We start from the raw sequence: 25,616 nt of genomic DNA, 5'->3' as shown, positions 1-25,616 counted from the left end.
GGGGCGGCTATAATGGCGCTGTGACGCCGCCCCGGCGGTCGATGCGGCGTGGGCGCGTAGCTCAGCGGTTAGAGCGCTTGACTCACATTCAAGAGGTCGGAGGTTCGAGTCCTCCCGCGCCCACAAGGAAGAAACCCGCGAGGCACAAGCCTTCGCGGGTTTTCTGTTTCACCGGATCCGGCCGGCGGCCCGTTGGGCTGACCGAACCCCGATCCCTGCGCCGGGGTTGGCGAAGGGCGACTTGCCCAAAATAGCCGTAGGACGCCCGACCCGGGCACCGTCACCTCGGGTGCCGGCCCGAGCGCCCCATGGACGGCGCGCGGCGGTTCGGCAGCGGCCGCCGGCCCGCCGCGGCGCGGCTCGGCCGGAGGCGCGCCGCGGCAGCGCCGCTGGTTCCACCGGCTAAGGAGGCCATGGATTGCCGGCGGTTTTCGACAGTCGAGCGGAAGGAAGTTGGGCTCGGATCGCCAAACAAGTTCTGGGTTTGGACGGGCCGGGTTGCCGGCACCCGCCCCGTCCCCCGACTCGGGCATCATTAAGGAGGCTTCTTTGACGTGCCGAAGCGCAAAGCCGCCTCGATTCTGGTCGCCCTGCTCCTGGTGGCGGCCTTCGTGCTGTCCGCCTGCGGCGGTGGCGGCAACCAGCAGGCTCAGGAGCCCAAGGACCCGGAGAAGCTGGTCATGGGCTTCGTCCCCTCGCAGAACGCGACCACCCTGCAAGAGACGGCCGAGCCGCTGGGGAAGATGCTGTCCGACGAGCTGGGGATCCCCGTCGAGGTCTTCGTCTCGACCAACTTCATCGGCCTGGTCGAGGCCATGGCCAACGAGCAGGTCCACATCGGCTTCCTGAACCCCTTCGCCTACGTCATCGCCAAGGACCGCGGTGACCCGGTGGAGGTCATGTTCAAGAGCGTCCGGCATGGCAACGACAGCTACCGGGCGCAGATCTTCGTCCGGGCCGACAGCGGCATCAACGATGTGCAGGGGCTCAAGGGCAAGAAGTTCGCCTTCGTCGACCCGGCCTCCACGTCGGGTTACCTCTTCGCCGCCCACTACCTGTTGAAGCACGGCGTCGATCCCGAGAAGGACATCGAGGCCATCATGGCGGGCAGCCACGACGGCGCGGTCCTCAGCGTCTACAACGGGCAGACCGACGGTGGCGCCAGCTTCGAGGACGCCCGCACGCTGCTCAAGGACGACTACCCCGACGTGATGGACAAGGTCAAGGTCATCGCCTACACGGATCCCATCCCCAACGACACGATCTCCGTCGCCAGCTGGCTGAGCGACGACCTGAAGAAGCGGATTCACGACGCCTTCGTCAAGATCGCCCAGTCGGAAGAGGGCAAGAAGGTCCTCTTCGACATCTACGAGATCGAGGGCCTGACCGACGCCAAGGACAGCGACTTCGACATCATCCGCAACGTGGCGAAGGACATGGGCATCGATCTGGAGGAATTGGCCGACTAAGGCAACGCGCGGGCCCGCCGTCGCGGCCGGCGGGAAGGCGGGCGCCCGGCAGGTTTGAAGCACGGCGGGACGGGACGGGGAGCAGAGGCTCCCCGTCCCGTGCGCCGGGATCCTAACACGGCAGGGTGAAGCCATTGATCGAGTTTCGCCACGTCAGCAAGGTCTATCCGGGGGGCGTCCGGGCCCTGCGGGACGTGACGCTGACGATCAACCCCGGCGAGTTCGTGGTCATCGTGGGCCTCAGCGGCGCCGGCAAGTCCACGCTGCTCCGGTGCATCAACCGGCTGATCGAGCCCAGCGAGGGCGAGATCCTGGTGGACGGCGTGGACGTGCGCAAGTTGAAGGGGGCCGAGCTGCGCCGGCTGCGGTCGCAGATCGGGATGGTGTTCCAGACCTTCAACCTGGTCAAGCGGTCCTCGGTGATCAAGAACGTGCTGGCCGGCCGGCTGGCCCACACGCCGGCCTGGCGCGGGCTTCTGGGTTGGTTCCCGCGGGAGGACGTGCGCCTGGCCCTGGAGTGTCTCGACCGGGTGGGGATCGCCGACAAGGCCTGGGTGCGGGCCGATCAGCTGTCGGGCGGCCAGCAGCAGCGGGTGGCCATCGCCCGCGCCCTGGCCCAGCGACCGAAGATCATCCTGGCCGACGAGCCGGTGGCCAGCCTGGACCCGCCCACCTCCCACGTGGTGATGAGCGACCTGCGCCGGATCAACCGGGAGGACGGCATCACCACCATCGTCAACCTGCACTTCATCGACCTGGCCCTGGCCTACGCCGACCGGATCATCGGCATGCGCAACGGGCAGGTGGTCTTCGACGGCCCCGCCTCCGGGGTCACCGAGAAGACCTTCGAGGAGATCTACGGTCGCCCCGTCCGCGCCGAGGACTTCCGCGGCGGTGCCGAGGGGGCGCCGCTGGCCCGGGAGGCCGCGGTGGCGCCTGGGGAGGGGAGCCGCCAGTGACCCCGCCCGTTCGGACACCCCGGGAGCCGGGTGCCGCGGGGGAGGGCGGCGGGGCCCGCGGCCCTGCCGCCGGGCCGGAGCCCGGGCAGCCCGTTCATCCCCGCCCCGCCCTGCGCGCCCGGGCGGAGACGCTGCTCTGGCTTGTCGTCCTGGTCGTCCTCTACGTGTGGAGCTCCGAGGGGACGCGGGTCAGCCTGCGCGACCTCTGGGAAGGCCTGGACACCGTGGCCCGGATGCTGGGCCGGATGTGGCCCGCCGACTGGGGCTACCTGCCCGAGACGGTGGAGCCCCTGCTGGAGACCTTGCGGCTGGCGCTTTTAGGGACCACCTTCGGCGCCATCCTGGCGGTGCCGCTCAGCCTGCTGTCGGCCCGGAACGTGGCGGGGACGGGTTGGGCCTATCAGGTGGCCCGCGCCATCATGAACCTGATCCGGTCGATCCCCGACCTGGTCTGGGCCGCCCTGCTGGTCCCGGCCGTGGGCATCGGCCCCACGGCGGGCGTGCTCGCCTTGACGTTGTTCTCCACCGGCATCGTGGCCAAGCTGGTCAGCGAGTCGGTGGAGGCCATCGACCCCGGCCCGCTGGAGGCCCTGGACGCGGTCGGCGCCTCCCGTCTCGCCCGGATCGTCTACGCCGTGGTGCCGCAGGTGCTCCCCCACTTCATCGCCTACACCCTCTTCATGTTCGAGATCAACCTGCGCACCTCCACCGTCCTCGGCCTGGTCGGCGCCGGCGGCATCGGTTCGACCATGATGACCCAGCTCACCTTCTTCCGCTACGACCGGTTGATGGCCATCGTCGTCATGCTGTTCGTCCTGGTGGTGGTGGTCGACTGGATCAGCACCCGCTGGCGCCAGCGCCTGGTGGAAGGCGCGCCGGCCCTGGCGGTCGCGGACCCGGTCCTCATGGCGGAAGAACCCGGCCTCGCCCGCTCCCCGGTGGGCACGGCGGCTGCCGGCGGCGATGGGGGCGCCGCGGGAACGCCCCAGCCCGCCGGCCGTTCCGCGCCGGTTCCACCGCGGCGGGCGGCCTGGCGGTGGGTGGCGATGGTGGCGGTGCTGGCGGTGGTCTACGCCTGGGCTTTCCAGGGGGTTCGCTTCGCCCTGGTGGGGGACCCGGGTCCCGTCTTCCGCGGCCTCTTCTCGCCCAACTGGGACTACAGCGGCAAGGTCTTCGAAGGGGTGGCGGAGAGCTTGCAGATCGCCTTCCTCGGGACCTTGATCGCGTCGGTCATCGCCATCCCCTTCGGCTTTCTGGCGGCGCGGAACGTGGCCACGTCCCTGGCGGTGGTGGGCAAGGGCTTCCTGGACGCCATCCGCACCTTTCCGGAGCTGGTGCTGGCCATCATCTTCATGGCCGCCGTGGGCCCGTCGCCCTTCGCCGGCGTGCTGGCCGTGGGCTTCCACTCCATCGGCACGGTGGGCAAGCTGTATGCCGAGGCCGTCGAGGCGGTGGATCGGGAACCCATCGAGGCCCTGCAGGCGGTGGGGGCGTCGCCGCTGATGACCTTCTGGCACGGGGTGCTGCCCCAGGTGCTGCCCGAGTTCCTCTCCTACGCCCTGTACCGGTTCGAGATCAACATCCGCGCGGCCACGGTGGTGGGCGTCATCGGCGCGGGCGGCATCGGCACCTCGCTGATCTTCAACGTCCAGCTGCGCAACTGGGAGAACGTGGGGATGGTCCTGCTGGGGATCCTGGCCACGGTGCTGGTGGTCGACGCCGTGAGTTCCCGGCTGCGTGGCCGGCTGGTCTGACGGGCGGCAGCCATCCCCGCGGGTCAACGGGGGCCCGCCTCTCCGGAGGCGGGCCCCGGTCTTTTGCGCGCGGCCCACCGTGTTCCGTGCGCATCCGCTGGTGCAGGGGTGGCGATTCCCGCCGCGGCGGCCGCCCGGGCGGATCCTGCGGCGGGCGGCGGGCGCGGCGGCCCCGATGGACCCCGGCAGGCGCCAGCCGGCGAAGGGCGAACACAAAGGATGAAGGAAGGATGAAGGGCCGCCAGAGGGGATGGCAAGGGGGGACCGCTTGTGGTCGAACGGGTGCCTTCCGCACCGGCCGGCGTCGCGGTGCGGGTGCGGCTGTTCGCCGTGGTGGCCGATCGCCTTGGTGCGCGCCAGCTGGAGCTGGTCCTGCCGGTGGGGGCGACGGCCCAGGCCGTTCGGGACGAACTGGGCCGCCGGTACCCCCAGTGGCGGCCGCTGCTGGACCTCTGCCGCCTGGCGGTCAATGGCCGTTACTGCGAGACCGGCACCCCCGTCCATCCGGGCGACGAGGTCGCCCTGATCCCGCCGGTCAGCGGGGGATCCCTGCACCAGGAGGACGCCGGTGGCGACCCGGGGGGGCCGGCCGCTGCCGCCGGGCACCGCGCGGAACCGGGGGTGGTGGCCGAAGGCGCAGCCGCGTCCGAACCCATGCCGCCGGGGACCGGGCCGGCCCCATCCCCGGCGCTGGGGCGGGTGGCCGCCGGGGACGACGGCCGGTTCTTCGTCACACCGGAGCCCCTGTCCCTGGACGAGCTCTTCCGCTTCGTCGCGCGCCCCAGCCACGGGGCGGTGGTCCTCTTCATCGGGATCACCCGCCGGTTCACCGCCGAGCGGGAGACGGAGCACCTGGAGTATGAGGCCTACCTGCCCATGGCCGCGGAGGAACTGGCCCGTATCGGCGCCGAGGCGGAGGCCCGATGGCCCGGTTCCCGGCTGGCCATCGGTCACCGCACTGGGCCGGTGGCCACCGGCCAGGCCAGCGTGGTGGTGGCGGCGGCGGCTCCCCACCGGCCGGCCGCCTTCGCCGCTGCCCGCTACGCCATCGACGAGCTGAAGGTCCGGGCACCGATCTGGAAGCGGGAACACTATGCCGACGGCCGGGTCGAATGGGTGGGGGTGCCCGCGGCCGGCGAGGCCCCCGCGGGGGATGCCGCCGGTTCGTCCCGGTGAACTTCCGATGAATTTGCGAGAAGGGGGGAGGCCGCCCGTGGCGACGTTGGGGACGCCGACCACCTGGGATCCCGCCGAGGTCCCCGAACTGCTGGCCTGGGACCGGGAGCTCCCTCCCGTCCGGATCCCGGTGACCGGCAACATCCCCACCACCCGGCGCCTGCGCGCCCTGATCGACAGCGCCGCCTTCCAGCGGCTGCGCCGGGTGCGCCAGACGGGCCCGGCCTTCCTGGTCTACCCCGGGGCGGTCCACACCCGGTTCGAGCATTCCCTGGGCACCTACGAGATGGCCCGCCGGCTGGTGCTGGCCCTGTTGACCCGCGGCGCCCGCCCGGCGGGGGACACGGCCGTCCCGGGCGGCATCCTCTCGCCCGGCGACGTGGCCACCTTCCTGGTCTCCGCCCTGTTGCACGACGTGGGCCACTACCCCTTCTCCCACACCATCGAGGAGATCCCCGACGACGACCCGGTGCTGGCCGGGCGGCTGCCGCGCCACGAGGAACGGGGGGCCGCCATCATCCGGGAGAATGCCGAGATCCGGCAGATCCTGACCGATCTCTGGGGCGTCGATCCGGAACGGGTTTGCCGGGTCATCCGGGAAGAACCGGCCCCCGGCGACCCCGGCGCCGCGCGGCTGGCCAACCTGCTGGCGGGCCCGATCAACCCCGACCGGCTGGACTACCTGGCGCGGGACAGCGAGCACATCGGCGTGCCCTACGGCCGCGGCATCGACTACCAGCGCCTGCTGGATGCGGTCTGCTGGACGCCCGACGGCATGGGGATCGGCGTCACCCCCAAGGGCGTGTCGGCGGTGGAGACCCTGATCTTCGCGTCCTACATCATGTACCGGGACGTCTACTGGCACCACACGGGCCGGATCGCCGCCGCCATGCTGCGCCGCGCCCTGACCGAGGCCCTGCGGGCCGGAGCCTTCGCCATCGAGGACTTCGTCGACCTGGACGACGAGCAGGCCCTGGCGGTGCTGCGGGCGGTGCCCCACCCGGCCACCCGGGATCTGGTCGAGCGGCTGACGGGGGCCGGCCGCCGGCTCTACAAGCGGGTGGTCCGCCTCAGCTACCCGCGGGCCCTGGCGGGCGAGTACGGCACCGAGATCCGGGACCTGGTCCGGGCCGGGTACTGGGAGCGGGAGGCCTGGTCGCGGGACGCCTGCCGCCAGCTGGCCCGGCGCCTGGGCCGCCCGGTGGAGGATCACCACCTGCTGGTGGACATCGTCGGCGGGGGCAAGGAGCTGTTCTTCGAGGTGCCCGTGGTGGCAGGGAACCGGGTCTACACCACGGCCGATCCCGAGGTGTCGGTCCTGGCGCCCAACATCGCCCGCAACTTCCGGGAGCAGGCCAAGTACGTCCTCCTGGCGGCTCCGGCCGAACTGGTCGAACCCTTCCGGGCGATGCTGGGGATGCCGGCCGATTGGCAGCCCTCCTGAGGCGGGCGGGATCGGCTTCCGCCGGCCCGCGCTGCCGCGTGGCTTCCGCAGCGCAGCGCCGCACGGGGTTGGGGGCGGGGCTGTAAACTTTCCGACACGGACCTCTTGCATTTTTGTTACACAGCGGTTACTATGGCTTCACCATGGCACGTCCTACGACCCGTCCAACCCCACGCCAGTTGCTCCACGCCGGCGTCCTGACGGGCACGCTGCTGTGGGCCTTCACGGCCGTCGGGGCCGGGCACGCGGTGCAGGCCGTGCAGGCCCAGGGGCCGGCGCCGCTGGTTCCCCAGCCCGCCCTGCGGGCCCAGGTGGCGCGTCAGGCCATGCTGGAGCGCCAGGCCGAGGCCATCGCCCGCATCGAGTGGCAGCACAAGCGCACCGTCGGGAAGACCCTCTGGGCGGCCCACCGGGAACGGGTGCGCCAGGAGCGGCTGGCCCGCTTGCGGCAGCAGGAGGAGGCCCGCCGCAAGGAGGAGGCCCGGCGGCGGGAGCAGGCGCGGCAGCGCGAGCTGGCCCGCCGGGAGGCCGTGCGCAAGGCCGAGGCGGCCCGCCAGGCGGAGCAGGCGGCCACCTCCCGCACCCGGGCGGTGGCGGCCTCCGCCGGTGAGGTCCAGCTGGATGACGTGGAGCTGCTGGCCCGCATGGTGGAGATCGAGGCGGGCAACGAGCCCTATGAGGGGAAGGTGGCCGTCGCCGCCGTCATCCTCAACCGGGTGCGCAGCCCGCAGTTCCCCGACTCCATCCGGGCGGTGATCTTCCAGCGCGGCCAGTTCCCCACGGCGGCGGAGCGGCTGCCCGAGGTGCGGCCGGGTTCCTCCGAACGGCGGGCGGCCCGGGAGGCCCTGGCGGGCAAGGATCCCTCCCACGGCGCCCTCTACTTCTACAACCCCGCCCGTCACCCGTGCGAAGGGGACGCGGCCCGGGACGACTTTTTCTGCTCCCTCGAGGTCACCGCCCGCATCGGCAACCACGTCTTCGCCCGGTGAGCACGGCAGAGGGCCGCCTCCATGCCGGTGACCACGCCCCCGCCGAGGGCAGCATCCTGGATGGCGGCACCCGGGACGGCGGCGCCAGGGGCGCCGGCGCCCCGCAGGATGAACCGGCACCGGCAGCCGTGCCGGTCGCCGTGCCGCGGCCGCCGGGAGCCGCGCTCCGGCGGCTACGGCTCGTGCGAAACAGGCCGCGGACCGCGCGACGGCGGCCGGCCGGGGCCGCTGGTCAGAACGGCCGGTCGCAGGGATGCGGCGGGGGATTCATGCCGGGGGCGCGGGCCGGGGAGCGGGGCGACGGTTCGCTGCGGCCGCCCGGTACACCGCCACCGCGCCCAGCACGGTCAGCAGCGGGGCCGCGGCGGCGGCCAGGGAGCGCACCTCCGGCCCGGGCAGGGTCGGGTGCAGGCCGGCCAGGTAGTCCACGGCGTCGTTGAACCCGCTCCAGACGGCGGCCGCCGCCAGGCCCCGGAGGGAACCCGGATAGACCCGCTGGTAGATCAGGGCCTCCACGGCCATCCCGGCGTGGGAGGCGATCAGCAGGGCCGCCTCGGCGCCGAGGGCCCCCGTCTGCAAGGCGTAGCCGCCCAGGACCACCACGGTCCAGAGGCCGTACTTGATCATCACCAGATAGGCCCATGCCTCCAGCGCCGGCAGCCGCCGGCCCGCCAGTTGCAGCACCAGCGCCAGGGTGAACAGGGTCGACGCCGTGGGGGAGTCGGGGACCACCGGCCACTTCCACCCCGGCGTCGCCGCCAGCTGGTCGTGGTACCACCAGAATCCCCAGACCGAACCCACGGCGTTGACGACCACCAGCAGCCGGGTGGCCGGCCGGTTGTGGGGGAGGCCGAGCAGCCATCCCCAGATCGCTCTCAAGAGACGGGTCATGATGTCGCTCCCATGGTACGTCCTTTTCGTTCTCGTCTTTCTCGCGTTCGTTCTCGCTTTCGCGCGGCGTGGGCGCGTGGTTCCCGCGGGGTGGGCGCGTCGTTCCCGGCGTGGCCGCGTCGTTCCCGGGGCGTGGCCACGTCGTTCCGCGGGGTGGGCGCGACCGCCTCGGTCGCCCGCCCGTGGCACCGGCCCGGCACCTAGGTTACATTGGTGGACGGGGTGAGCGCCTTGACCCGCCCGTCCTGGCTCTGGATCGCCGTCCTGGCCGCCACCCTGGTGGTGGCGCCGGTCCTGGCGTGGCAGCTGGCTCCGGTTGACCCCCGGGAGCGGGAGGCCCGGGCCCTGGAACGGGCCCTGCGGTGTCCCGTCTGCGAAGGCCAGTCGGTGGCCGACTCCAACTCCGCCGTGGCCCTGGAGATGCGGCAGGAGATCCGCCGGCTCCTGGCCGAGGGACGCAGCCGGGACGAGATCCTGCAATCCTTTGCCGACCGCTACGGTGCCTGGGTGGTGTACATGCCCCCCCGGTCCGGCTGGTATCTTCTCGGCTGGGCGGCCCCCTTCCTGGCGGTGGCGGGCGGAGCGGGGCTCCTGGCGTGGTGGTGGCGGGGGCGGCGGGCGGCGCCGGGGGCCATCGCGGTGGAACCGGCGGTGGACCCTGCGGCGGGGCCCGATGGCGGCTCCGGCCACCCCGGCGATGCCCGGGGCGCCACGCCGGCGGCCCGGCCGGGCGATGCAACGCCGGGCACCGCGGCGGAAGGCGGTGCGGGCGGGGTGGCCGGGGAGGGCGGCGGCCGGTCCGCCGGTTCGTCCGACGCCCTGGCCGACGCCCTGCGCCGGTGGATGTGACCGCACGCTCCCGGCGGGGACGCCGGGGATGATGGGAGGACCCCGATGGCCCAACTGGGACATGGGCTGACCGTCGTGGCCTTGGTGCTGGCCCTGGCGCTGGCGGTGTGGGCGCCCCTGGAGGGGCGCTGGCGCTGGCGGCTGCGCTGGATGCCGCCGGCCCGCTGGCTGGCGGCGGGCCTGTTCGCCAGCGTCACGTTGGCCGTGGCCATCCTGGTCTACGCCCTCTTCACCGACGACTTCTCCTTCCGCTACGTGGCCAGCCAGTCCAGCCGCTACATGCCGACCCCCTACAAGGTCAGCGCCCTATGGTCGGGGCAGGAGGGGTCGCTGCTCTTCTGGCTGTGGCTGCTCAGCGGCTACACGGCGGCCGTGGCCTTTACCACCCGGCGGGCTGTGCCGGCCCTCTTGCCCTACGCGCTGGCGACCCTGGGCGGGGTGGCCGCCTTCTTTGCCTTCCAGGTGGCTGTGGTGGGGGGCCCCTTCGAGGTGCTGCCGAACCCACCGGCCGACGGGCGGGGGATGAACCCGCTGCTGCAGAACCCGTGGATGGTCTCCCATCCCTTGACCCTGTACCTGGGCTATGTCGGCATGGCGGTGCCCTTTGCCTTCGCCATGGCGGCCTTGTGGACGCGGCAGGCCGGCGACGCCTGGATCCGCGTCACCCGGCGTTGGACCCTGCTGGCGTGGCTGTTCCTCTCGGTGGGCATCCTCATCGGCGCGCGCTGGGCGTACACCGAGCTGGGCTGGGGCGGCGTCTGGGCCTGGGATCCGGTGGAGAACGCGGCGCTGATGCCCTGGCTCCTGGCCACGGCCTTCATCCACTCCTCCCTGGTCCAGGAGAAGCGGGGCATGCTCAAGCGGTGGAACGTGGGCCTGGTGGTGTTTGTCTTCCTCCTGACCATCTTCGGCACTTTCGTCACCCGGAGCGGGATCCTCTCGTCGGTCCATGCCTTCGTCACCTCACCCACCAGCCCGTGGTTTTTGGGTTTCCTCGGCGGCGTTCTGGTCGTGGCGGTCTACCTGCTGATCGACCGGGCGCCCCTGCTGGCCGACGAGCGGCGGCCGGAGTCGGCCCTGTCCAAGGAGACGGGGTTCCTCCTGAACAACCTCCTGCTGGCGGGGTTGACCTTTGCGGTCTTCTGGGGGACGGTCCTGCCCCTGGTCACCCCGCTCTTCGGCGCCCAGGTGTCGGTGGGGCCGCCCTTCTTCAACTGGGTCGGCGTGCCCCTGTTGCTGGCGATGATGGTCCTCATGGGCGTGGCCCCCGTGCTGGCGTGGCGGCGGGCCTCCTGGCCCCGGGTCCGGCGGCTCCTGGCCCTGCCGGCGGTGGGCGCGCTGGCTCTGGCCGTCGCCCTGGTGGTCCTGGGGATGCGGGAGCCGGCCGTCGTGGCGGGCTTCTCCATCGCCTTCTTCGTGGCCACGGCGACCGTGGCGGACGTGGTGGCCGCCCACCTGGCCCGGGTGGAGAGCACGGGCGACCGCTCCCTGCGGGGCTTCTGGCAGATGCTTAACCGCAATCCTCGCCGGTACGGTGGGTATGTGGTCCACCTGGGCGTGGTGCTGGTGATGATCGGCCTGACGGGCCTGTACGGCTACCAGCAGGTCCAGGCGGTGGGGCTGGAGCCCGGCGAGAGCTATTCCCTCGGCGGGTTCACCATCACATACCATGGCCTGGGCGAGCGGATCTCCGAAGGCGTCCCCGCCGTGTACGCCGACCTGACGGTGAGCCGGGACGGCCGGGAGGTCGGCCGGCTGCAGCCGGAACGCCGGTTCTACCCGGGTTTCGCCGAGACTATGGGACCCACCACCGAGGTGGCGATGCTCACCTCCTTGAGCCGCGACCTGTACGTCGTCCTGGGCGGTTGGGAGGGTGAGACCGCCGGCCTGGAGTTCTACCTGAATCCCATGGTGGCCTGGGTCTGGATTGGCGGCTACCTGGTGGTGGCCGGCACCCTCTTCTCCCTCTGGCCGCGCCCGGCCCTGGCCACGGGCCGGGCCCGGGTGATGACCGAACTGGCCGAGCTGGAGTACGACTTCCGCAGCGGCAAGATCGCCGCGGCCGACTACGCCCGGCTGCGCCAGGGGCTGGAGGCGGCGGCCCAGGCCGTGCTGGCCGGCTGGTCGGAGGCGGAAGCCCGGGTGGCGGCGGAGATCGACGCCCTGGCGGCCGCCGGCGGTTCGGCCCAGGGGACCGCCGGCCGTACGACCCGGGCCGCCGCCGGCCGGTGACGAAGGAGGCAGGACGGTTGGACAAGCCCTTGATCGTCGGTTGTCACCTATCGGTGGCCAAGGGGTTCCCGGCGGCGGCCGGGGTCGCGGCCCAGGTGGAGGCCAACGCCCTGCAATTCTTCCCCCGCAATCCCCGCGGCGGTGCCCAGCGCCGGGTGGACGAGGCCGAGCGCAGCGAGTGGCTGCGGCGCCGGCAGGAGGTCGGCCTGCGCTACGCCATCGCCCACATCCCCTACACGGTGAACCTGGCCTCGCCCAAACCCCAGGCCTACGAGTTCGCCCGCCGGGTGCTGCGGGAGGACCTGGAGCGCTGCCGCTGGGTCGGAGCCGAGGCGGCGGTGACCCACCCGGGGAGCTACGTGGAGGGCGATCCGGCCGACGGCATCCGGCGGATCGTGGCGGCCATCGAGCCGGTTCTTCCCTTGCTGGAGGAACCCGGCGCGCCGTGGCTCCTTTTGGAGACCATGTCGGGCCAGGGCAGCGAGATCGGTGGGCGCCTGGAGGAACTGCGGGCCATCCTGGAAGGGCTGGGCTGGCCCCAGCGGGTGGGGGTGTGTCTGGATACCTGCCACCTGTTCGCCGCGGGCTACGACTGGCGGGACCCCGACCAGGTGGAACGCCTGGTGGACGATCTGGACCGGGTCATCGGCTGGGAGCGGGTCCAGGCCCTGCATGTCAATGACAGCAAGTTTCCCTGCGGCTCCCGCCGCGACCGCCACGAGAAGATGGGCCAGGGGGCCATTGGCCGGGAGGGCTTTGCCAACCTGCTGCGCCACCCGCGCTTGCGTGCCTTGCCGATGCTGCTGGAGACGCCCATCGAGGGCGAGCTGGACTATGCCGCGGAGATCCGCTGGCTGCGGGACCTGGACCAGGCGGTGGCCGGCGGGGCGTGAGCCTCGAATCCCCTTCAGGGAGCTGGGGGGTGGCAGGACGCGGCCCCGCCGGCGGGCGGGCCCCATGATGAACCCCCGCAACCCGTAGCCGCCCGGTGGACGGGTGGGGTGCAGCTCAATTGAATTCCATGTATTGATACAGCGGTGGCATTGGTAGGGGAAAAGTATCGAACTAGTAGCTTTTGGACGAACAATGACTCACCATAAACATGGGTGTAGGCCCCTGTTTATGGTTTTGGAGGCCTTGCATCCATGATTGTTCATTGGCTGCGAATATTTTGGCGTGCCAGAGATCGAAGCATCCTGTTCATTACTACACATCTAGCACTGGTGCTCTACGGGGGATATCATCTCCGAATCTTTTTGCGCCATCGGGCTCTATTCCCTGCGTTAGAGTCCGTTTTCCAGCCTAACATTTTTATTGTGGCGTTGTTCATCTATTGTTTTTATAACCTGGCTCGCGCCCTTCGCGACCACTCATTGGACGAATCCTTCAAAACGACAAAGTATGGTCTAGCCAGGGTGTATGCTGGGCTCGTCGGGTGTCTGTTGGTTATCTCGACAATTCCTTTCGTTCTCTATCTAATGTTGAGCGCATTTTTTTATGCCCTTTCGGGTTTGGACTTCGACCCAGTGCTCATACATCTCATTAAAACATGCATACTGTATTCGTGGCTATCCTTTCTAATTGCCGGGTTGCTCGGTATCGTGTTCGGGTCCGCCTTCGGGGGGAGGCGGCTTGCGGTTTATGGCCTAACCGTTGGCCTGACCCTTCTCAACACGAGGTTCACCGAGGTTCCTTTCCGAATCCCCCTTCTTCTGTTTGGATCGTCATGGACCGAGAATCTGCTTTATTCCATTAAGGACTTTGTACGCCTGGTACCCCATGAGATCGGCAACGCCTTTGCCGTTCCCGACATCTATGGATTTCCACTGGAACCAGTTCGGTGGGGTGTGGCTCTCTTTTGGATGGTCTTTCCCCTCGCCTTAATCGGTTACACCGCGGCCCGTAGTCGTCAAGTTAAGAATGTCTTGCTCGCCGCAACCATTGTGACGGCATCTGTTGCCGTCGTTTTGTTCTCCTACCGCGGGTCGACTCTGGCGATGGACCGGCGGATGCAGTCGTTTCCGTACGCGGACCCAATCTACTACATGGGACAGGACGAACCAGACTCCCAGCGACTGGAGCCCGGATTTCAGGTGGAGGCGTATGACATGAAGTTCACAATCAGCAACGAGTTGCGTGCCGAGGTCAGGGTGACCCTTGACAACCCTCATCTTGACCGGTACGATTTCACCCTTTACCACGGATACATTATCACGGACGTGCACACGGAATCTGGCAAAGTGCGTTTTACCCGCGACGGGGACTACGTCACGGTGGGCCCACTCGATGGGGCGAGGACCGTCACGTTTCGGTACCATGGGAAATCCCCGAAATACTATGCGAATGCCCAGGCCATCACCCTGCCGGGGTATTTTGCGTACTACCCGAAATCCGGTCGACTCAGAATCTGGGACTCCGACCGGTACGGATACGTGATCAACTTGTCATCGAAAGAAAGCGAATACACGGTTGAAGTGCGGTCGAACCTTAAGGTCTTTTCGAATCTGGACGGCCACGACAACGTCTTCGCCGGTCGTACGAATGGCCTGACGCTGTTCGCTGGGCTTTACGACGAGGTGGAGAACGGAATCTACGCAGAACCCACGCGTAACGACCGGCCTACCCGTGAGTGCTTGCGCCGGGCCGAACATATCCTGGACCGCGTCTATACGGAACTTGAGCAGCCGATGCCGGCATTGATCCGGGGTTTCTCCGAGAAGAAGTTCTTTCAGGTACCGCGGAGTTTTGGCCTCAATTCAACTACGGAAGATGTCGTGATCATGAGCGACCATGTGACGGCCCAATCATGCGGCAGTGGCGCCGAACTGGCCCGTAGCATCATCATGACCCAGTTTCAAGCGGGAGTGTCTGCAGAAAACTTTAGGTTCGTGGGCCAATACGTGGATTACCTTGTTGGGATCCCAGAGGGTGCCCCGGTCGATCCGTCTGCGAGGTTGGACCCGGCCAAAATCTTGTCTGACATCCAGGAAGTGCGGCGACTGCGCCAGCATTCGGCTTCATCTACAGAATCCGGCCTTAGCGCCGCGTCCATGCGCCAGGAAGAGTTGACGGCGACGGTCCTTGACCAGGCAGCCCGTTACCTGTTTTCGGAATCACCCCAAACGACGAAACACCGTCGCAGATTTTATGATCATCTGACCTCCGGCCAAGGTGGAGATCCCCTCGACTTCGTCGAGCGGTCCTTGAGGGAGGAACTCGGGGAATGATGGCGATCGACCGGGTGAGCAAGCGATTCGGACGGCGACAGGTTCTGAAGGACATTGATCTACGGCTGGACTCCGGCGTGTACGGCTTGCTAGGTCCAAACGGGGCGGGGAAGACGACGTTGCTTCGCTGCATGGTGGGACTGATTCACCCCGACCGAGGTCAAGTGCTTTACGAGGGCGTGCCCATTAAAAAGTCGAAGGTATTTTATCAGGAAATGGGGTATCTTCCCCAAGCCTTTAGCATGTTTCGTGAGCTTACCCTGTACGAGATGATGGAGTATGTGTGTTCCCTGAAGGGAATTCCCAGAAACCAGACGGCCGGTGAGATCGACAGGGTGCTTGAAGCGGTGAATCTGGCCGATCGGGCGGGCGAGCGGGTCAAGACTCTGTCGGCCGGCATGATCCGGCGGGCCGGAATTGCCCAGGCTCTGCTGGGTAGTCCCCGGTTGCTGCTCTTCGACGAGCCGACGGCGGGTCTGGACCCGGCCGAACGGACCAGGTTCAAGAACCTGGTCAACACGATCAAACAAGGCCGGGCGATTCTCCTCTCGACGCATCTGGTGGAGGATGTCGATGCCTGTTGTGACAGGGTCATCATCCTGGACCGGGGACAGGTTCTGTTCCAAGACAGCTGCGAGGAACTGCGCCGCCTAGCGGAGGGGAAGGTCTACCAGGTCGCTGCGGAGAATGCGCAGGACATCGCCGGGCCTCACTTCACCGTGCGAATCACCGAGGTCTCGGGTCGCGTGCAGCACCGCGTCGTCACACGGCAGCCTCAGCGGTTCCCCGCCGTTGCGCCGACACTGGAGGACGCCTACATGGGGCTGATCCATGGGCTATGCTGAGTCGGGCCTTTTACCTCGAAATGAAGAATCTTGGCCGTTACGGCCTGGTGCCGCCCGCCATCGTGCTGGGGTTGACGCCTCTGAGCGTGCTCGCGGCGACCGCAGAAGGTCACGATCCAAGCATCATTGCGACGGTATGCCAGTTGTTGATTCCCGTCTTCGCTCCCTGGTGGCCCCTGCTGATCCTGCGGGAATACGTGGACTCGCCGGCTCGGGAACTGCTGCTCGTCTACGCCGGCCGCCGGGGTGCCCTCTTCGCCAGGATGATCATCTGTTGGGTCCTGTTCGTCGCCTTGTGCGCCGTCTCGTTCCTGTATCTCTCGACGCGTTTTGGGCGCCTGTGGCTGCTCTTTATCGCCGTCGCCGTCCAGAGTGCGGCTCTCATCGCGGCAGCCTATTGCCTTGCCCTTGTGGTTCGAAACACTTTTCTCCCTCTACTTTTCAACGTAACGTATTGTGTGGGTTTCATGTTGACCGCGCCCAACCTGCCCGTGAGCATCTTTCAGCTCGGCCTGTACGATCGCTGGAGTGACCTGGGCAAGGTGCCCGCAGTGGGCGTCCTCACCGTGGGCCTTTTTGTCGTGGGCTACTGGCTTGAAACCCGCGGGTACGCTCACACCCGCCTTTGACGGCCGTGAAGCCAGCGGCCTCGTGAGTGCCGCTGGGGCGGGCCGCACGGCCCGCCCCGCGCCGGACCGCCGGAGGCCCGGTTCGACGGGACCGCCCTGCCCCACCGCCGGTTCCCCGCCGCGGGTGGGAACTCTGCCGGTTGGGCTCGTGCCGTCCGTGGGCCTGCGCCCGATTCCCAAGCCGGTACGGATCCCGTGGCAGGACGCGGACGTGCGGGACTCGATGTCGCCGCAACCGAGGTCCCAAGGGGGTCCTGCTGTTCCGTCGGTTTGGGCGGTGGCGACTGCCTGAGTCAGGCCGCCGGCAGGGGGCCGGAAGGGGACCGGTTCCACCTTGAAAGGGGCCGGTTCCCCCGGTTGCAAGGGCGAGGGCCCGCGAGGCACGGCGCGCCCGCTCCCCTCCCCGGCCGGTCTAAATAAGACCGGCCCCACCCTGGCCGGCCCGTCGATTGCCCGGGAAATATGTCGGGACGAACCAGCCGCCTCCCGCGCCCTCCGGCAAATCCCGCACCAGCTGCCAGGTGATGGCGAAATCCGCCGCATCGACCCGGGCTGCGGCGGTCACGTCCTGCCCAAAGCCGTTCTCCACCAGCAGGCGGCCGTGGTGGCAGCGGGCCAGGGCGCCTGCCGGATCGTCCCGGTGGTGGTGCCAGAGCGCCAGGGCCGCCTGGGCGGCGTCGGTCAGCGCCGGGCCGCCGGGCGGAGCCAGGGTGGCGGAGGGGCCGGCCCCGTCCAGTTCGAGCAAGGCTTCGATCACCGCGCCGGCGCCCAGCACGTCGTCCAGGGAGAAGGCCCCTTTGGTTCCGGCGCAGATCAGGGTGATCCGGGCGGGCCGGGGCTCGGCCAGGAGGGCGCGGGCGGTGGCGGTGCGGTTGAGCAGGCTGGCGGCGAAGAGACGGCGGCAACCCGCGGCGCGCGCGGCGACGGCGGCCCGGGTGCCATTGGTGGTGCACAGGACCACGACCTTGCCGCCGACCCGGGCCGGGTCCATCTCCAAGGGGGAGTTTCCCATGTCAAACCCGGGTTGGCGGTGCATGTTTGCCTCACCGGCCAGCAGGGGCGGTGGCTCCAGGGCGTCCCGCAAGGCCAGGGCGGTGGGCCGGTCGGCCACGGGGCACACGGCCCGGGCGCCGGCCGCCAGGGCGGCCGTCATCGTGGTGGTCGCCCGCAGGATGTCGAAGACGACCGCGGCCTCATCGGGGGCGAAGGCGTGGTCGCGGGCCGCGTCGGCGGTCCAGAGGACGTGGACGGTGGCCATGGGGGGACCTCCTTGAACTCCGGTTGCTCCGGCCCAGCTGTTCCGGCGCGGTTGTGCCGGGATGGAACAGGCCAGGGGAGCGGGCCGGTGGCTTGCCACGCGGCCGTCACTGCGCTATTATAAGGGCTGCGCGCCCACCGGTCGCACCGGAGGTGCGGCGCGTGGCGCCCCCGCCGGCCCCAGGGTTGCGCCCGGTGGGGGTCGCAAGGTACAAAACAAAATCGATGACGTGCGGGAGTAGCTCAGTGGTAGAGCGTCACCCTCCCAAGGTGAAGGCCGCGGGTTCGATTCCCGTCTCCCGCTCAAATTCAGGGGCCGGCAGCTTGGCTGCCGGCCCCGGTTTTTTGCGTCGTGTACGGGCTCCATTCATCCATCGCCACCATTGCGTCCATGCCAAGCCATTGCATCGAGGCCACCGGCTACGGCACCGGCGCGTTTGCGGCGGGCCGTCGCTGCCGCCGTGCGTTTCTCGGCATCGTTGGGGCGGGGAAGCGAACGGGCGACCCTCAAGCCCTCCCGCCCGGCTCCCGGCGTGCCTCCACCCGGGTGCTGACGCCGGTGGCCGCCGGGTTCGTCACCGCTCGGGTGAACTCCGTGTTGCGGCAGTCGGGGCACGGCGGCAGCCGGTCGCCCGGGTCGTCCAGCCGCACCGTCTGCCCGCAGCGGGTGCAGGTGTAGATGCCCGGGCCGGGTTCTTCCCCCGTTCGGGGCATGGGTTTCACCCCCGGGTTTAACCTGTCCCGTTTCCGGCCGGTTCACCCGGGGCGCCGGGGTCAATCCCCGGCCACGGCGACGCCGGCGCGCTGCAACATGCGGCAGTGGGCGCAGATGTCGCCCGTGGTCGGCTGGCCGCAGAGGCGGCACGGCCGCACCTCCACCTGCTCCCGCTCCTCCTCGAAGTGCTCGCGCCCGCGCTCGAGGAAGCCGAAGAGGAAGCTGGCCTTGGTGCCGGGCGACAGCTCCTCCAGCTGGTTGAGGATGTGCTTGTACTGGATCGACTTGGCGCCCTTGGCCATCGGGCATTCCTCGACGATGTAATCGATACCGCGCAACACGGCGTAGGAGGCGATCTCCCGCTCGGTCAGCCGGTACAGGGGCTTGACCTTCTTGACCAGGTTCGGGGCGCTGGCCTCCAGCACCGGCGACTGGCGCGCCAGGTAGCCGGTGTTCCAGTGGAGCACGTTGCTCAGCAGGGTGGCCGCCTCGTCGTCCAGGTTGTGACCGGTGACGATGACGTCGTACCCGCCCTCCAGCGCCACCTTGTTGAAGAGGTACCGCTTGTTCAGGCCGCACGCCGAGCAGGCGGGCCGGCGCACCTTGCGGGCGAGCTCCCGGGTCCCCAGGCCGTACTCCTCTTCCACGGAGACCACCCGCAGGTTGGCGCCCCGCTCGGCGGCGAAGTTCAGCACCTTCTCCGTCGACCGCTTGGAGTAGTCGCCGATCCCCAGATCGATGTAGAAGCCGTCGGCCTGGTAGCCCAGCCGCAAGAGCACGTCCCACACGGCCAGGCTGTCCTTGCCGCCGGAGACGGCGACCAGGATCCGGTCGTCGGGGGTGAACATGCGGTGTTCCTTGATGGCGCGCTGAACCTGGTTGTCGAAGTACTCGAAGAAATGCTCCGTGCAGAAGGCCGCGTTGTGGCGGCGGATGGGCACCACCGCCGGTTCACCGCACTTGGTGCACTTCAACGCTGCCACCTCCTTTCCCCGCCGGCGCGGCGGGCGGTAGGCCGGTGGGGCGGGACGAAGGATCAACCGCCGGAGATGGCCGGGCGGACTTCGATCTCCGCCTCGTCCGGAACCCGCGCGTCGGGGGTCAAAAGGCGCTTCTCGTAGATGACGATCACCGATTCGTAGGGCAGTCCCAACTCGTCCAGGATCTCCTGAACGCGCTTGGGACCCTTGATCTCGTACACCTTGCGAACGGGAATGGGAACGGTGACCTTCATTGGGGAAGCCCCCTTTGCGGGATCGTCCCTTGCGTGCCCATGATAGCAGCGGGGGATGGAAGCGGCAAGGAAGGGGTCTGCCGGGACGGGGACGCGACGCCGTGGCCAAAGGGGACCCGACTCCCAGACGGACCCCACTCCCATGAAGCGGACCCGATTCCCAGCGCGAGGCAGGGGTGGCGAGGCAGGGGTGGGAGGATGGCGGCGATCCGGCCGGGGCCGCGCATCGAGGGGCTGCTCGACGTCCTGGGATCCGTGGGGGTCCTGGCCGACATCGGGACCGATCACGGGCTGCTGCCGGTGGCCGCCGTCCTGCGCGGGCAGGCGCAGCGCGCCGTGGCCACCGACCTCCGGCCGGGTCCCCTGGAAGCTGCCCGGCAGCAGGTGGCCCGGGCGGGCCTGGACCACCGGGTCGAACTGCGGCACGGCTGGGGCCTTGAACCCTTGCGGCCGGGGGAGGCCGACGCCATCGTCATCGCGGGGTTGCATGGCGAGACCATCGCTGCCATCCTGCACCGGGGGGCGGCTCGCCTGGTCCCGGGGACGCGGCTGGTGCTGCAGCCGTCCCGGGGCGCGGCGGCCCTGCGCTTGCCGGCCTGGGACGGGGACGGGCGGCGTCTCTGGCCCGCCCCGGCGCGCGGCGCCAGCGAGGGCGCTGCGGCGGGGTCGCGGGGGTGCGGCCCGCTTGCGGCCGCGCCGGGAGGGAGTCGCCCGCCGTCCCCCGGCGCGGGTGGAGCGCAGGGGGCGCGGGGGGACGCATCCGGCGGCCCTTCAGGGGATCCATCCGGCCGGTGCTCATCGGAAGGGACCTCGTCGGAAGGGTGCTTGTCGGCAGGGTGCTCCGAAGGAACCCCGTCCCAAGGGACGGGGACGGCAGTCGAGGGGACCGGGCCGAAGGCGGCCCCCGCGCTGTGGGTGGCCCTGGAAGGGGAGCGCTTGGTCCAGGATGGCCGGCACACCTATCCCATCATGGCCGGCCGGGTGGTTGAACCGGCCGCGGTGGCGCTGGCCGTCCGGGCGCCGGCCGCCGCGGTTGCCAGCGCCCGCGGGCCTGAACCCATGTTCGGCCCAGCGGACGGTGGTGAACCGGGGCTCACCGGGTCCGGGCCGGGCGCTGCCGCTGCCCGGCGGGCACCCGCACCAGGGTTTGCGATATCGGACGAACCGGCGTTCATCTGGGTATGGGGCCGGCCGGTGGCCGAAGCAGCCCAACGGCTGGCGCATCTGGCCAGCGCCTGCGGCGTGGATCCCCGGGCGGCCGTGGCCTCCGTGGGACCAGCCCTGCTGGCCCGCCGGGCGGATGGCGGCCCCGATCCCCTGCTGGCCGCGTGGCTGGACGAACTGGCCCGGCCGTGGCGGCGGGCTTTGATGGCGAACGCCGGTTCAACCCCGCGGGCCCGGGCTGCCCGCCGTCAGGCGGCGGCGTGGTTGAAATTTTTGGGGCAGGTCTTGGCCCGCACGGCGGGGAATCACGGCGGGGAACAGGGGACGGAACCCCGCGCCGGTCCGGCCGTCCCGGGAGTGACCCGGGACGCCCGGGCCGGCCGTCAGGAGGATGAAGGGTGACGGCGAAGCCGATTCAAGGGATGGCGGGGGGCGCGGGCCGTCGCGCCACGGCGCCGTGGCGGCTCCACACCGACGGTGCCGCCCGGGGCAACCCGGGCCCGGCGGGCATCGGCGTGGTCCTGGTCGACCCCGACGGCGTGGTGGCCGAGCGGGTCGCCCAGGCGATCGGGGCGACGACCAACAACGTGGCCGAGTACACGGCCCTGATCACCGGCCTGGAGCGCGCGCTGGCGCGCGGCGTGCGCCACCTGGAGGTCTACTCCGATAGCGAGCTGATGGTGCGGCAGCTCAACGGCCAGTACCGGGTCAAGAACGAGGGGCTCAAGCCCCTCTTCCGGCAGGCGCTGGAACTGGCGGCGCGGTTTGATGCAGTGCGTTTCATCCATGTGCCCCGGGAGCAGAACCGGGAAGCCGACCGGCTGGCCAACCAGGGGATCGACGCCGCCGGGGAGGCCGCCGCGCCTGCCGGGCCGGACGGCGGGCTGAACGGCCGTGACCGCGCGTCCACCCAGGAGCGCTGACGGGGGCCGGCAGGTGCCGCCGGACCTGGGGCCCTTCGCCCGGCGATGGTTCCTCCCGACCTTGTGGGCGCGGCCAACACCCCGTAGAATGACCGTGGCGCGCCCAGGCGGCGGGCCACGGCGCGGGTGCCCGCGGCGTCCTGCCGGATCGGCCCGCGGAAGGGCCGGCGCGCCGGCAACCAAGCCGACCGTTTTCCGAAGTTTTGCGACCTTTTGAAGTTTAGCGACCCTTTTGCAATGACGGGTCGAGTCAGCCGGGTGATCGCGGGCGCAGGGCCGCAAGGCCGCGTCCGAGGAAAGTCCGGGCTGCACAGGGCACGGTGCTGGGTAACGCCCAGCGGGGGCGACCCCCGGGAAAGTGCCACAGAGACATACCGCCGGTGGAACCGGACGGGCGGTGCGGCCTGGCCCGCGCCGCCGTCCGGGCCGCCGGTAAGGGTGAAAAGGTGCGGTAAGAGCGCACCAGCGGCCAGGCGACTGGCCGGCTAGGCAAACCCCACCGGCAGCAAGGCCGAGTAGGAGGGCGATGAGGTGGCCCGCTGAGCCCTCGGGTTGGCCGCTTGAGGCCCCGGGCAACCGGGTGCCCTAGATAGATGATCACCCTCGACAGAACCCGGCTTACAGGCTGGCTCGTCCCGGTTCGTCTCAGCGGGAGGAGGTTGCGGCGCGCAGCCTCCTCCCGCTTTTTCATAACACCTCGAGGACTGCCTCGGCCCGTGGCGATGATGCCAGCCAGGGGCCGCCGGGCCGTGCCGATGGCACCCGCCGGCGGCGGGCGGGCCGGTGGTGCCCCGCGGCGCCGGTTCCTCCCAGGGGCACGACGGCTGCCAGCAGGGAGGGGCGGCCGGCGTCCATGGGGAACCTGGATCCCGACGGCCTGGGGCTTCAAGGACCAGGGACCGGGAAACCCCAAGGGCCATGTCAACGACACCCGGACACAGACGCTCGCGAAAACCAGAGGAGGGCGATCGCCATGGCCGCCACGCCGCCACCGGCCGGCCCGCCGACCCCGCCGGGCGCGGAACCCCGCCCGGGCCACCAGGCCGGCCACGGCCGGGAGCCCGCCGTCGCCTGGCCCTGCCGCTCCCTGTGGCGGAGCCGCCACCGCCCGGAGGATCCGGACCGCTTCCTCGCTGGCCTCCGGCAAGAGGCGCGCCGCGTCAAGGAGCGGGGTGCGGGGGCCCTGGAGTTCCACGCCGACGCGTGCGGGCTGGACGCCCGTTACGCGGAGCCGGGGCCGTGGCGGGAGGCGGCGGCGATCCTGGCCGCCGAGGGGCTCGGAGCCAGCGTGCACCTGCCCTATGTCTGGCCGGACCTGACGTCCCTGGACCAGCCGGTGTGGGAGGGCAGCGTCGCCTCGGTCCTTGGCGCCCTGCGGGCGACGGCGGCGCTGGCGCCACAGCTGGCCGCCGTCCACCCCGCCAACTACGCCACCCAGGCGCTGGTACTGGCCACGCCCGCCGCGGAACGGCCCGCCCTCTTGGAGGAACTGGCCGCGCGCCTGGTGACGGCCTTGCGCCGCCTCCAGGCGGAGACGCCCCCGGAAGCCGCGGGCGCGCTGGCCCTGGAGAACCTGGAGGGCATGCCCTGGCCCCTTTTCGTCAGGGTCGTCCGTGCCGCCGGCGTCGCCGTTTGCTTGGATGCGGGTCATGCCGTCAGCAACGGCGATGACCCGGTGTCGATGGTGCGGGAGGTGGGCGACCGCCTGCGGGGCATCCACCTGCACGACGCCGTGCCGCCAGCGCCCGCGGCGGGTGCGGCTTGGGCTGGGGCCGCGACGCCGGCTGCCGGGGCCACCGGCCGGGCCCACCTGCCCCTGGGTTCGGGACGCCTGGCCCTGGACCAACTGGCGGCTGCCCTGCGGCAACGCGGCTTTGCCGGCCCGGTGGTCCTGGAGCTGGACGACGACAGCGCTCTGCCTCAAGCGACCCGGCTCTTCCGCGAGGCCTGGCGGAGCGCCGCCCCGCGCGCGCCCCGGACCTGAAGGCCCCTGGCGTGTCCGCCGGCCTGGAGGGGGCCCCGGCGGGGTCCCCGGCGCGCCGGGGCGGGATGCGACCCCGGCACCGGGTGCGCCGCCGGGGCCCGACGCCCCTCCGGCACCAGATGCGCTGCCCAGGCTGGATGGGCCATCGGGGCCCAACGCCGCTCGGGCCAGATGGGCCGCCGGGACCCAACGCACCGCCCGGACCGGATGCGGCGCCGGGGCGCAACGTACCGCCCGGACCGGATGGGCCGCCGGGGCGGGGTCCTTCGTCCGGCTCCAGGCTCGCCGGGTCCCCGCTCGGCCTCCGGGGCCCCATCCCGTCCCGTGCCCGTTCCTGCTCCCGCCCGGGTCCCGGGGCCGGTGGTGCTGGTCATCGGGAAGGCGATGCGACCCGTCCCAAAGCGCTGGCCGGTCCTCGCGGACCGGATGGGGTCCCGGGGGCCCCTGCCGCTCCTCGCGGACCCGACGGGGTCCTGGGAGCCGCTGCCGGTCCTCGCGGACCCGACGGGGTCCCGGGGGCCGCTGCCGCTCCTCGCGGACCCGACGGGGTCCTGCGAGCTGCTCCGGTTGGCAGCGTACCGCGGACCGCCGCCGGCCGTGGGGAGGTCGGGGCCGAAGGGGCCGGCGCCGTCCCTTGGAACGTCCCTTCGAACCAGGCGGCGAGCCGCGGGTGGCGCCCCAGCCAGGCGGCCAGGGCCGCCGTCGACCCCAGTCCCCAAACCCAGTACAACGGCCATGCCCCCGCCAGCGGATCGCCGGCCAGGGCCTGGAGCACCCACGAGAGGACCGGAAAGGCCAGCCCCACGTGGAAGTTCAGCACCACCATGGAGTGGCGCCCCAGGTAGGCAAGGACCGCCCGGGCCGGCGACCACCGGGCCAGCCCGGCGGCCAGGTAGAGGGCCACCAAGCACCCACCCAGGCCGCCTGCGTAGAACCACAGGGGCTGGCCGTACTCCCGGGTGTTGATGGCGACGGAACCGTTGATCCCGAGGGCGGCGAGCCACAGGCCCGCAGCCAGGGCGACGGCGGCCGGCCGCCGGGCCCATGCTGGGGCCGGCGGAAAGGCGGTGCCTTCCCCTGGCATCCACCGGGCCTGCCGGAGGAACCAGCCGGCCCAGAAGAAGGGCTGGGCGGCCAGGGCGACGTCGAGGGCCCACGGCAGGTGGACGTGCTGGCCCAGGGCGACGCCGGCCAGCCCCAGGGTCAGGGCAGCCGCCGCCTGGGACGCCGGGGAGCGGGATGCCACCAGCCGCAGCAGGCCCCAGAACACCACCTGCCCGCCGAAGGACGCGGGCAAGTACCACAAGGGCAGGTTGAACACCAGCCATTCCGCGCTGGCGCTGCCGTACAGCCAGCCGGCCAGGGGACGCCACCAGGGGATGGCCTGGGCGTCCGGGCTGGTGGGCCGGCGGGCCAGCAGCCAGAACAGGAAGGTCAACAGCCCTGCGGCCAGGTAGGGCACCAGCAGCCGCCGGCCCCGGTGGCGCAGGAGCCGACCGGGCTGGCCCCGGTACCGCTCCCAGTTGAACAGGTACCCGGAGACGAAGAAGAGCAGGGGCAGGCGGACGGTGCTGAGGGGCCCGTTGAGCCAGGCCGGCAGGCTGGTGTGGCCCAGCACGACCAGGCTGATGCTCAAGCCCCGGGCCACGTCCAGGGCCGCCAGGCGGCGGGAGGAACCTCCGCCCGGGTCGGGGGCGTGGCGGGGCGGAACGGCGACAACCTGCGGCGCGGGCCGGTGGTGGCGATGGGCGCTGGAGTGCGGCTCTCGGCAGATCATCCTACAGAAATTATTCGACCCGGGCCGGGACGAACAGGCCGCCAGCACCGGGACCACCCGGCCGGGTCGTCTGCGGGTGAGGACCGCAGCCGCCGGAG

At 70.6% G+C, this 25,616-nt stretch carries 21 protein-coding genes, 2 tRNA genes and 1 other RNA gene; 18 read left to right on the top strand and 6 right to left on the bottom strand.

The window, feature by feature from the left end; all coding sequences use genetic code 11:
* Positions 1 to 50: 50 nt before the first annotated feature.
* From ACYQ02_RS09025 to ACYQ02_RS08995, 7 genes are all read left to right on the top strand, one after another.
* Positions 51 to 123 (top strand) — tRNA-Val (locus tag ACYQ02_RS09025).
* Between the two features lie 431 nt (positions 124 to 554).
* Positions 555 to 1,469 carry a phosphate/phosphite/phosphonate ABC transporter substrate-binding protein gene (locus tag ACYQ02_RS09020; protein ID WP_460040112.1) on the top strand — a complete coding sequence of 305 codons (915 nt, stop codon included), beginning with the start codon at positions 555 to 557 and terminating at the stop codon, positions 1,467 to 1,469.
* 134 nt (positions 1,470 to 1,603) lie between these two features.
* Positions 1,604 to 2,428 carry a phosphonate ABC transporter ATP-binding protein gene (phnC, locus tag ACYQ02_RS09015; RefSeq protein ID WP_460040111.1) on the top strand — a complete coding sequence of 275 codons (825 nt, stop codon included), beginning with the start codon at positions 1,604 to 1,606 and terminating at the stop codon, positions 2,426 to 2,428.
* On the top strand, positions 2,425 to 4,182 hold the full coding sequence (gene phnE, locus ACYQ02_RS09010; RefSeq protein ID WP_460040110.1) for a phosphonate ABC transporter, permease protein PhnE: 1,758 nt from the start codon (positions 2,425 to 2,427) through the stop codon (positions 4,180 to 4,182). The genes phnC and phnE overlap by 4 nt, the downstream gene beginning before the upstream one ends.
* A 270-nt stretch (positions 4,183 to 4,452) precedes the next feature.
* Positions 4,453 to 5,358, top strand: a complete 906-nt coding sequence (locus ACYQ02_RS09005) for a molybdenum cofactor biosynthesis protein (protein WP_460040109.1) — start codon at positions 4,453 to 4,455, stop codon at positions 5,356 to 5,358.
* A gap of 37 nt (positions 5,359 to 5,395) precedes the next feature.
* Positions 5,396 to 6,802 carry an HD domain-containing protein gene (locus ACYQ02_RS09000; protein ID WP_460040108.1) on the top strand — a complete coding sequence of 469 codons (1,407 nt, stop codon included), beginning with the start codon at positions 5,396 to 5,398 and terminating at the stop codon, positions 6,800 to 6,802.
* 143 nt (positions 6,803 to 6,945) lie between these two features.
* Complete coding sequence (locus ACYQ02_RS08995) at positions 6,946 to 7,791, top strand: cell wall hydrolase (protein ID WP_460040107.1); 846 nt, start codon at positions 6,946 to 6,948, stop codon at positions 7,789 to 7,791.
* Positions 7,792 to 8,058: 267 nt separating this feature from the next.
* Here the strand turns inward: ACYQ02_RS08995 and ACYQ02_RS08990 are convergent, their stop codons facing one another.
* Positions 8,059 to 8,682, bottom strand: coding sequence for a DUF1405 domain-containing protein (locus ACYQ02_RS08990; RefSeq protein ID WP_460040106.1), 624 nt, complete (start codon positions 8,680 to 8,682; stop codon positions 8,059 to 8,061).
* A 222-nt stretch (positions 8,683 to 8,904) separates the two neighbouring features.
* On the opposite strand from ACYQ02_RS08990, the gene ACYQ02_RS08985 reads away from it, so the two are divergent.
* The 6 genes from ACYQ02_RS08985 to ACYQ02_RS08960 all read left to right on the top strand — a co-directional run bounded on the left by ACYQ02_RS08985 (position 8,905) and on the right by ACYQ02_RS08960 (position 16,464).
* Positions 8,905 to 9,531, top strand: coding sequence for a cytochrome c-type biogenesis protein (locus ACYQ02_RS08985; RefSeq protein ID WP_460040105.1), 627 nt, complete (start codon positions 8,905 to 8,907; stop codon positions 9,529 to 9,531).
* A 45-nt stretch (positions 9,532 to 9,576) separates the two neighbouring features.
* Positions 9,577 to 11,763 carry a heme lyase CcmF/NrfE family subunit gene (locus tag ACYQ02_RS08980; RefSeq protein ID WP_460040104.1) on the top strand — a complete coding sequence of 729 codons (2,187 nt, stop codon included), beginning with the start codon at positions 9,577 to 9,579 and terminating at the stop codon, positions 11,761 to 11,763.
* 17 nt (positions 11,764 to 11,780) lie between these two features.
* Positions 11,781 to 12,656, top strand: a complete 876-nt coding sequence (locus tag ACYQ02_RS08975) for a deoxyribonuclease IV (protein ID WP_460040103.1) — start codon at positions 11,781 to 11,783, stop codon at positions 12,654 to 12,656.
* A 252-nt stretch (positions 12,657 to 12,908) separates the two neighbouring features.
* Positions 12,909 to 14,990: a hypothetical protein gene (locus ACYQ02_RS08970; RefSeq protein ID WP_460040102.1), complete on the top strand. Its 2,082-nt coding sequence runs from the start codon at positions 12,909 to 12,911 to the stop codon at positions 14,988 to 14,990.
* Entirely contained in the window at positions 14,987 to 15,835 is an 849-nt protein-coding gene (locus ACYQ02_RS08965) for an ABC transporter ATP-binding protein (RefSeq protein WP_460040101.1), read from the top strand. Before ACYQ02_RS08970 ends, ACYQ02_RS08965 begins: the two co-directional genes overlap by 4 nt.
* On the top strand, positions 15,829 to 16,464 hold the full coding sequence (locus ACYQ02_RS08960; RefSeq protein ID WP_460040100.1) for a hypothetical protein: 636 nt from the start codon (positions 15,829 to 15,831) through the stop codon (positions 16,462 to 16,464). Before ACYQ02_RS08965 ends, ACYQ02_RS08960 begins: the two co-directional genes overlap by 7 nt.
* A gap of 412 nt (positions 16,465 to 16,876) precedes the next feature.
* On the opposite strand, the gene ACYQ02_RS08955 is transcribed toward ACYQ02_RS08960, so the two are convergent.
* Positions 16,877 to 17,722: a 2-phosphosulfolactate phosphatase gene (locus ACYQ02_RS08955; protein ID WP_460040099.1), complete on the bottom strand. Its 846-nt coding sequence runs from the start codon at positions 17,720 to 17,722 to the stop codon at positions 16,877 to 16,879.
* 231 nt (positions 17,723 to 17,953) lie between these two features.
* Here ACYQ02_RS08955 and ACYQ02_RS08950 point away from each other — a divergent pair.
* A tRNA-Gly gene (locus tag ACYQ02_RS08950) sits at positions 17,954 to 18,025 on the top strand.
* 203 nt (positions 18,026 to 18,228) lie between these two features.
* Here ACYQ02_RS08950 and ACYQ02_RS08945 read toward each other — a convergent pair.
* Genes ACYQ02_RS08945 through ACYQ02_RS08935 form a run of 3 tightly spaced genes read right to left on the bottom strand, consistent with a single transcriptional unit; the run spans position 18,229 to position 19,670 of the window.
* Positions 18,229 to 18,435 (bottom strand): zinc ribbon-containing protein, encoded by a 207-nt coding sequence (locus ACYQ02_RS08945; protein ID WP_460040098.1) that lies wholly within the window; start codon positions 18,433 to 18,435, stop codon positions 18,229 to 18,231.
* A 60-nt stretch (positions 18,436 to 18,495) separates the two neighbouring features.
* Positions 18,496 to 19,419, bottom strand: coding sequence for a TIGR00269 family protein (locus ACYQ02_RS08940; RefSeq protein ID WP_460040097.1), 924 nt, complete (start codon positions 19,417 to 19,419; stop codon positions 18,496 to 18,498).
* A 53-nt stretch (positions 19,420 to 19,472) separates the two neighbouring features.
* Positions 19,473 to 19,670 (bottom strand): MoaD/ThiS family protein, encoded by a 198-nt coding sequence (locus ACYQ02_RS08935; RefSeq protein WP_460040096.1) that lies wholly within the window; start codon positions 19,668 to 19,670, stop codon positions 19,473 to 19,475.
* A 198-nt stretch (positions 19,671 to 19,868) separates the two neighbouring features.
* On the opposite strand from ACYQ02_RS08935, the gene ACYQ02_RS08930 reads away from it, so the two are divergent.
* The 4 genes from ACYQ02_RS08930 to ACYQ02_RS08915 all read left to right on the top strand — a co-directional run bounded on the left by ACYQ02_RS08930 (position 19,869) and on the right by ACYQ02_RS08915 (position 23,741).
* On the top strand, positions 19,869 to 21,236 hold the full coding sequence (locus tag ACYQ02_RS08930) for a tRNA (adenine(22)-N(1))-methyltransferase (RefSeq protein ID WP_460040095.1): 1,368 nt from the start codon (positions 19,869 to 19,871) through the stop codon (positions 21,234 to 21,236).
* A complete protein-coding gene (locus ACYQ02_RS08925; protein ID WP_460040094.1) occupies positions 21,233 to 21,757 on the top strand; it encodes a ribonuclease HI family protein in 525 nt (174 codons plus the stop codon). Before ACYQ02_RS08930 ends, ACYQ02_RS08925 begins: the two co-directional genes overlap by 4 nt.
* Positions 21,758 to 22,003: 246 nt before the next feature.
* An RNA gene (gene rnpB, locus ACYQ02_RS08920) (RNase P RNA component class A) lies at positions 22,004 to 22,394 on the top strand.
* Between the two features lie 336 nt (positions 22,395 to 22,730).
* Positions 22,731 to 23,741 (top strand): TIM barrel protein, encoded by a 1,011-nt coding sequence (locus ACYQ02_RS08915; protein ID WP_460040093.1) that lies wholly within the window; start codon positions 22,731 to 22,733, stop codon positions 23,739 to 23,741.
* A gap of 370 nt (positions 23,742 to 24,111) precedes the next feature.
* Here the strand turns inward: ACYQ02_RS08915 and ACYQ02_RS08910 are convergent, their stop codons facing one another.
* Entirely contained in the window at positions 24,112 to 25,575 is a 1,464-nt protein-coding gene (locus ACYQ02_RS08910; RefSeq protein ID WP_460040092.1) for an acyltransferase family protein, read from the bottom strand.
* Between the last annotated feature and the right edge of the window lie 41 nt (positions 25,576 to 25,616).

Source organism: Thermaerobacter litoralis (genome assembly GCF_054654595.1).
This window is presented reverse-complemented; position numbering and strand designations above follow the sequence as displayed.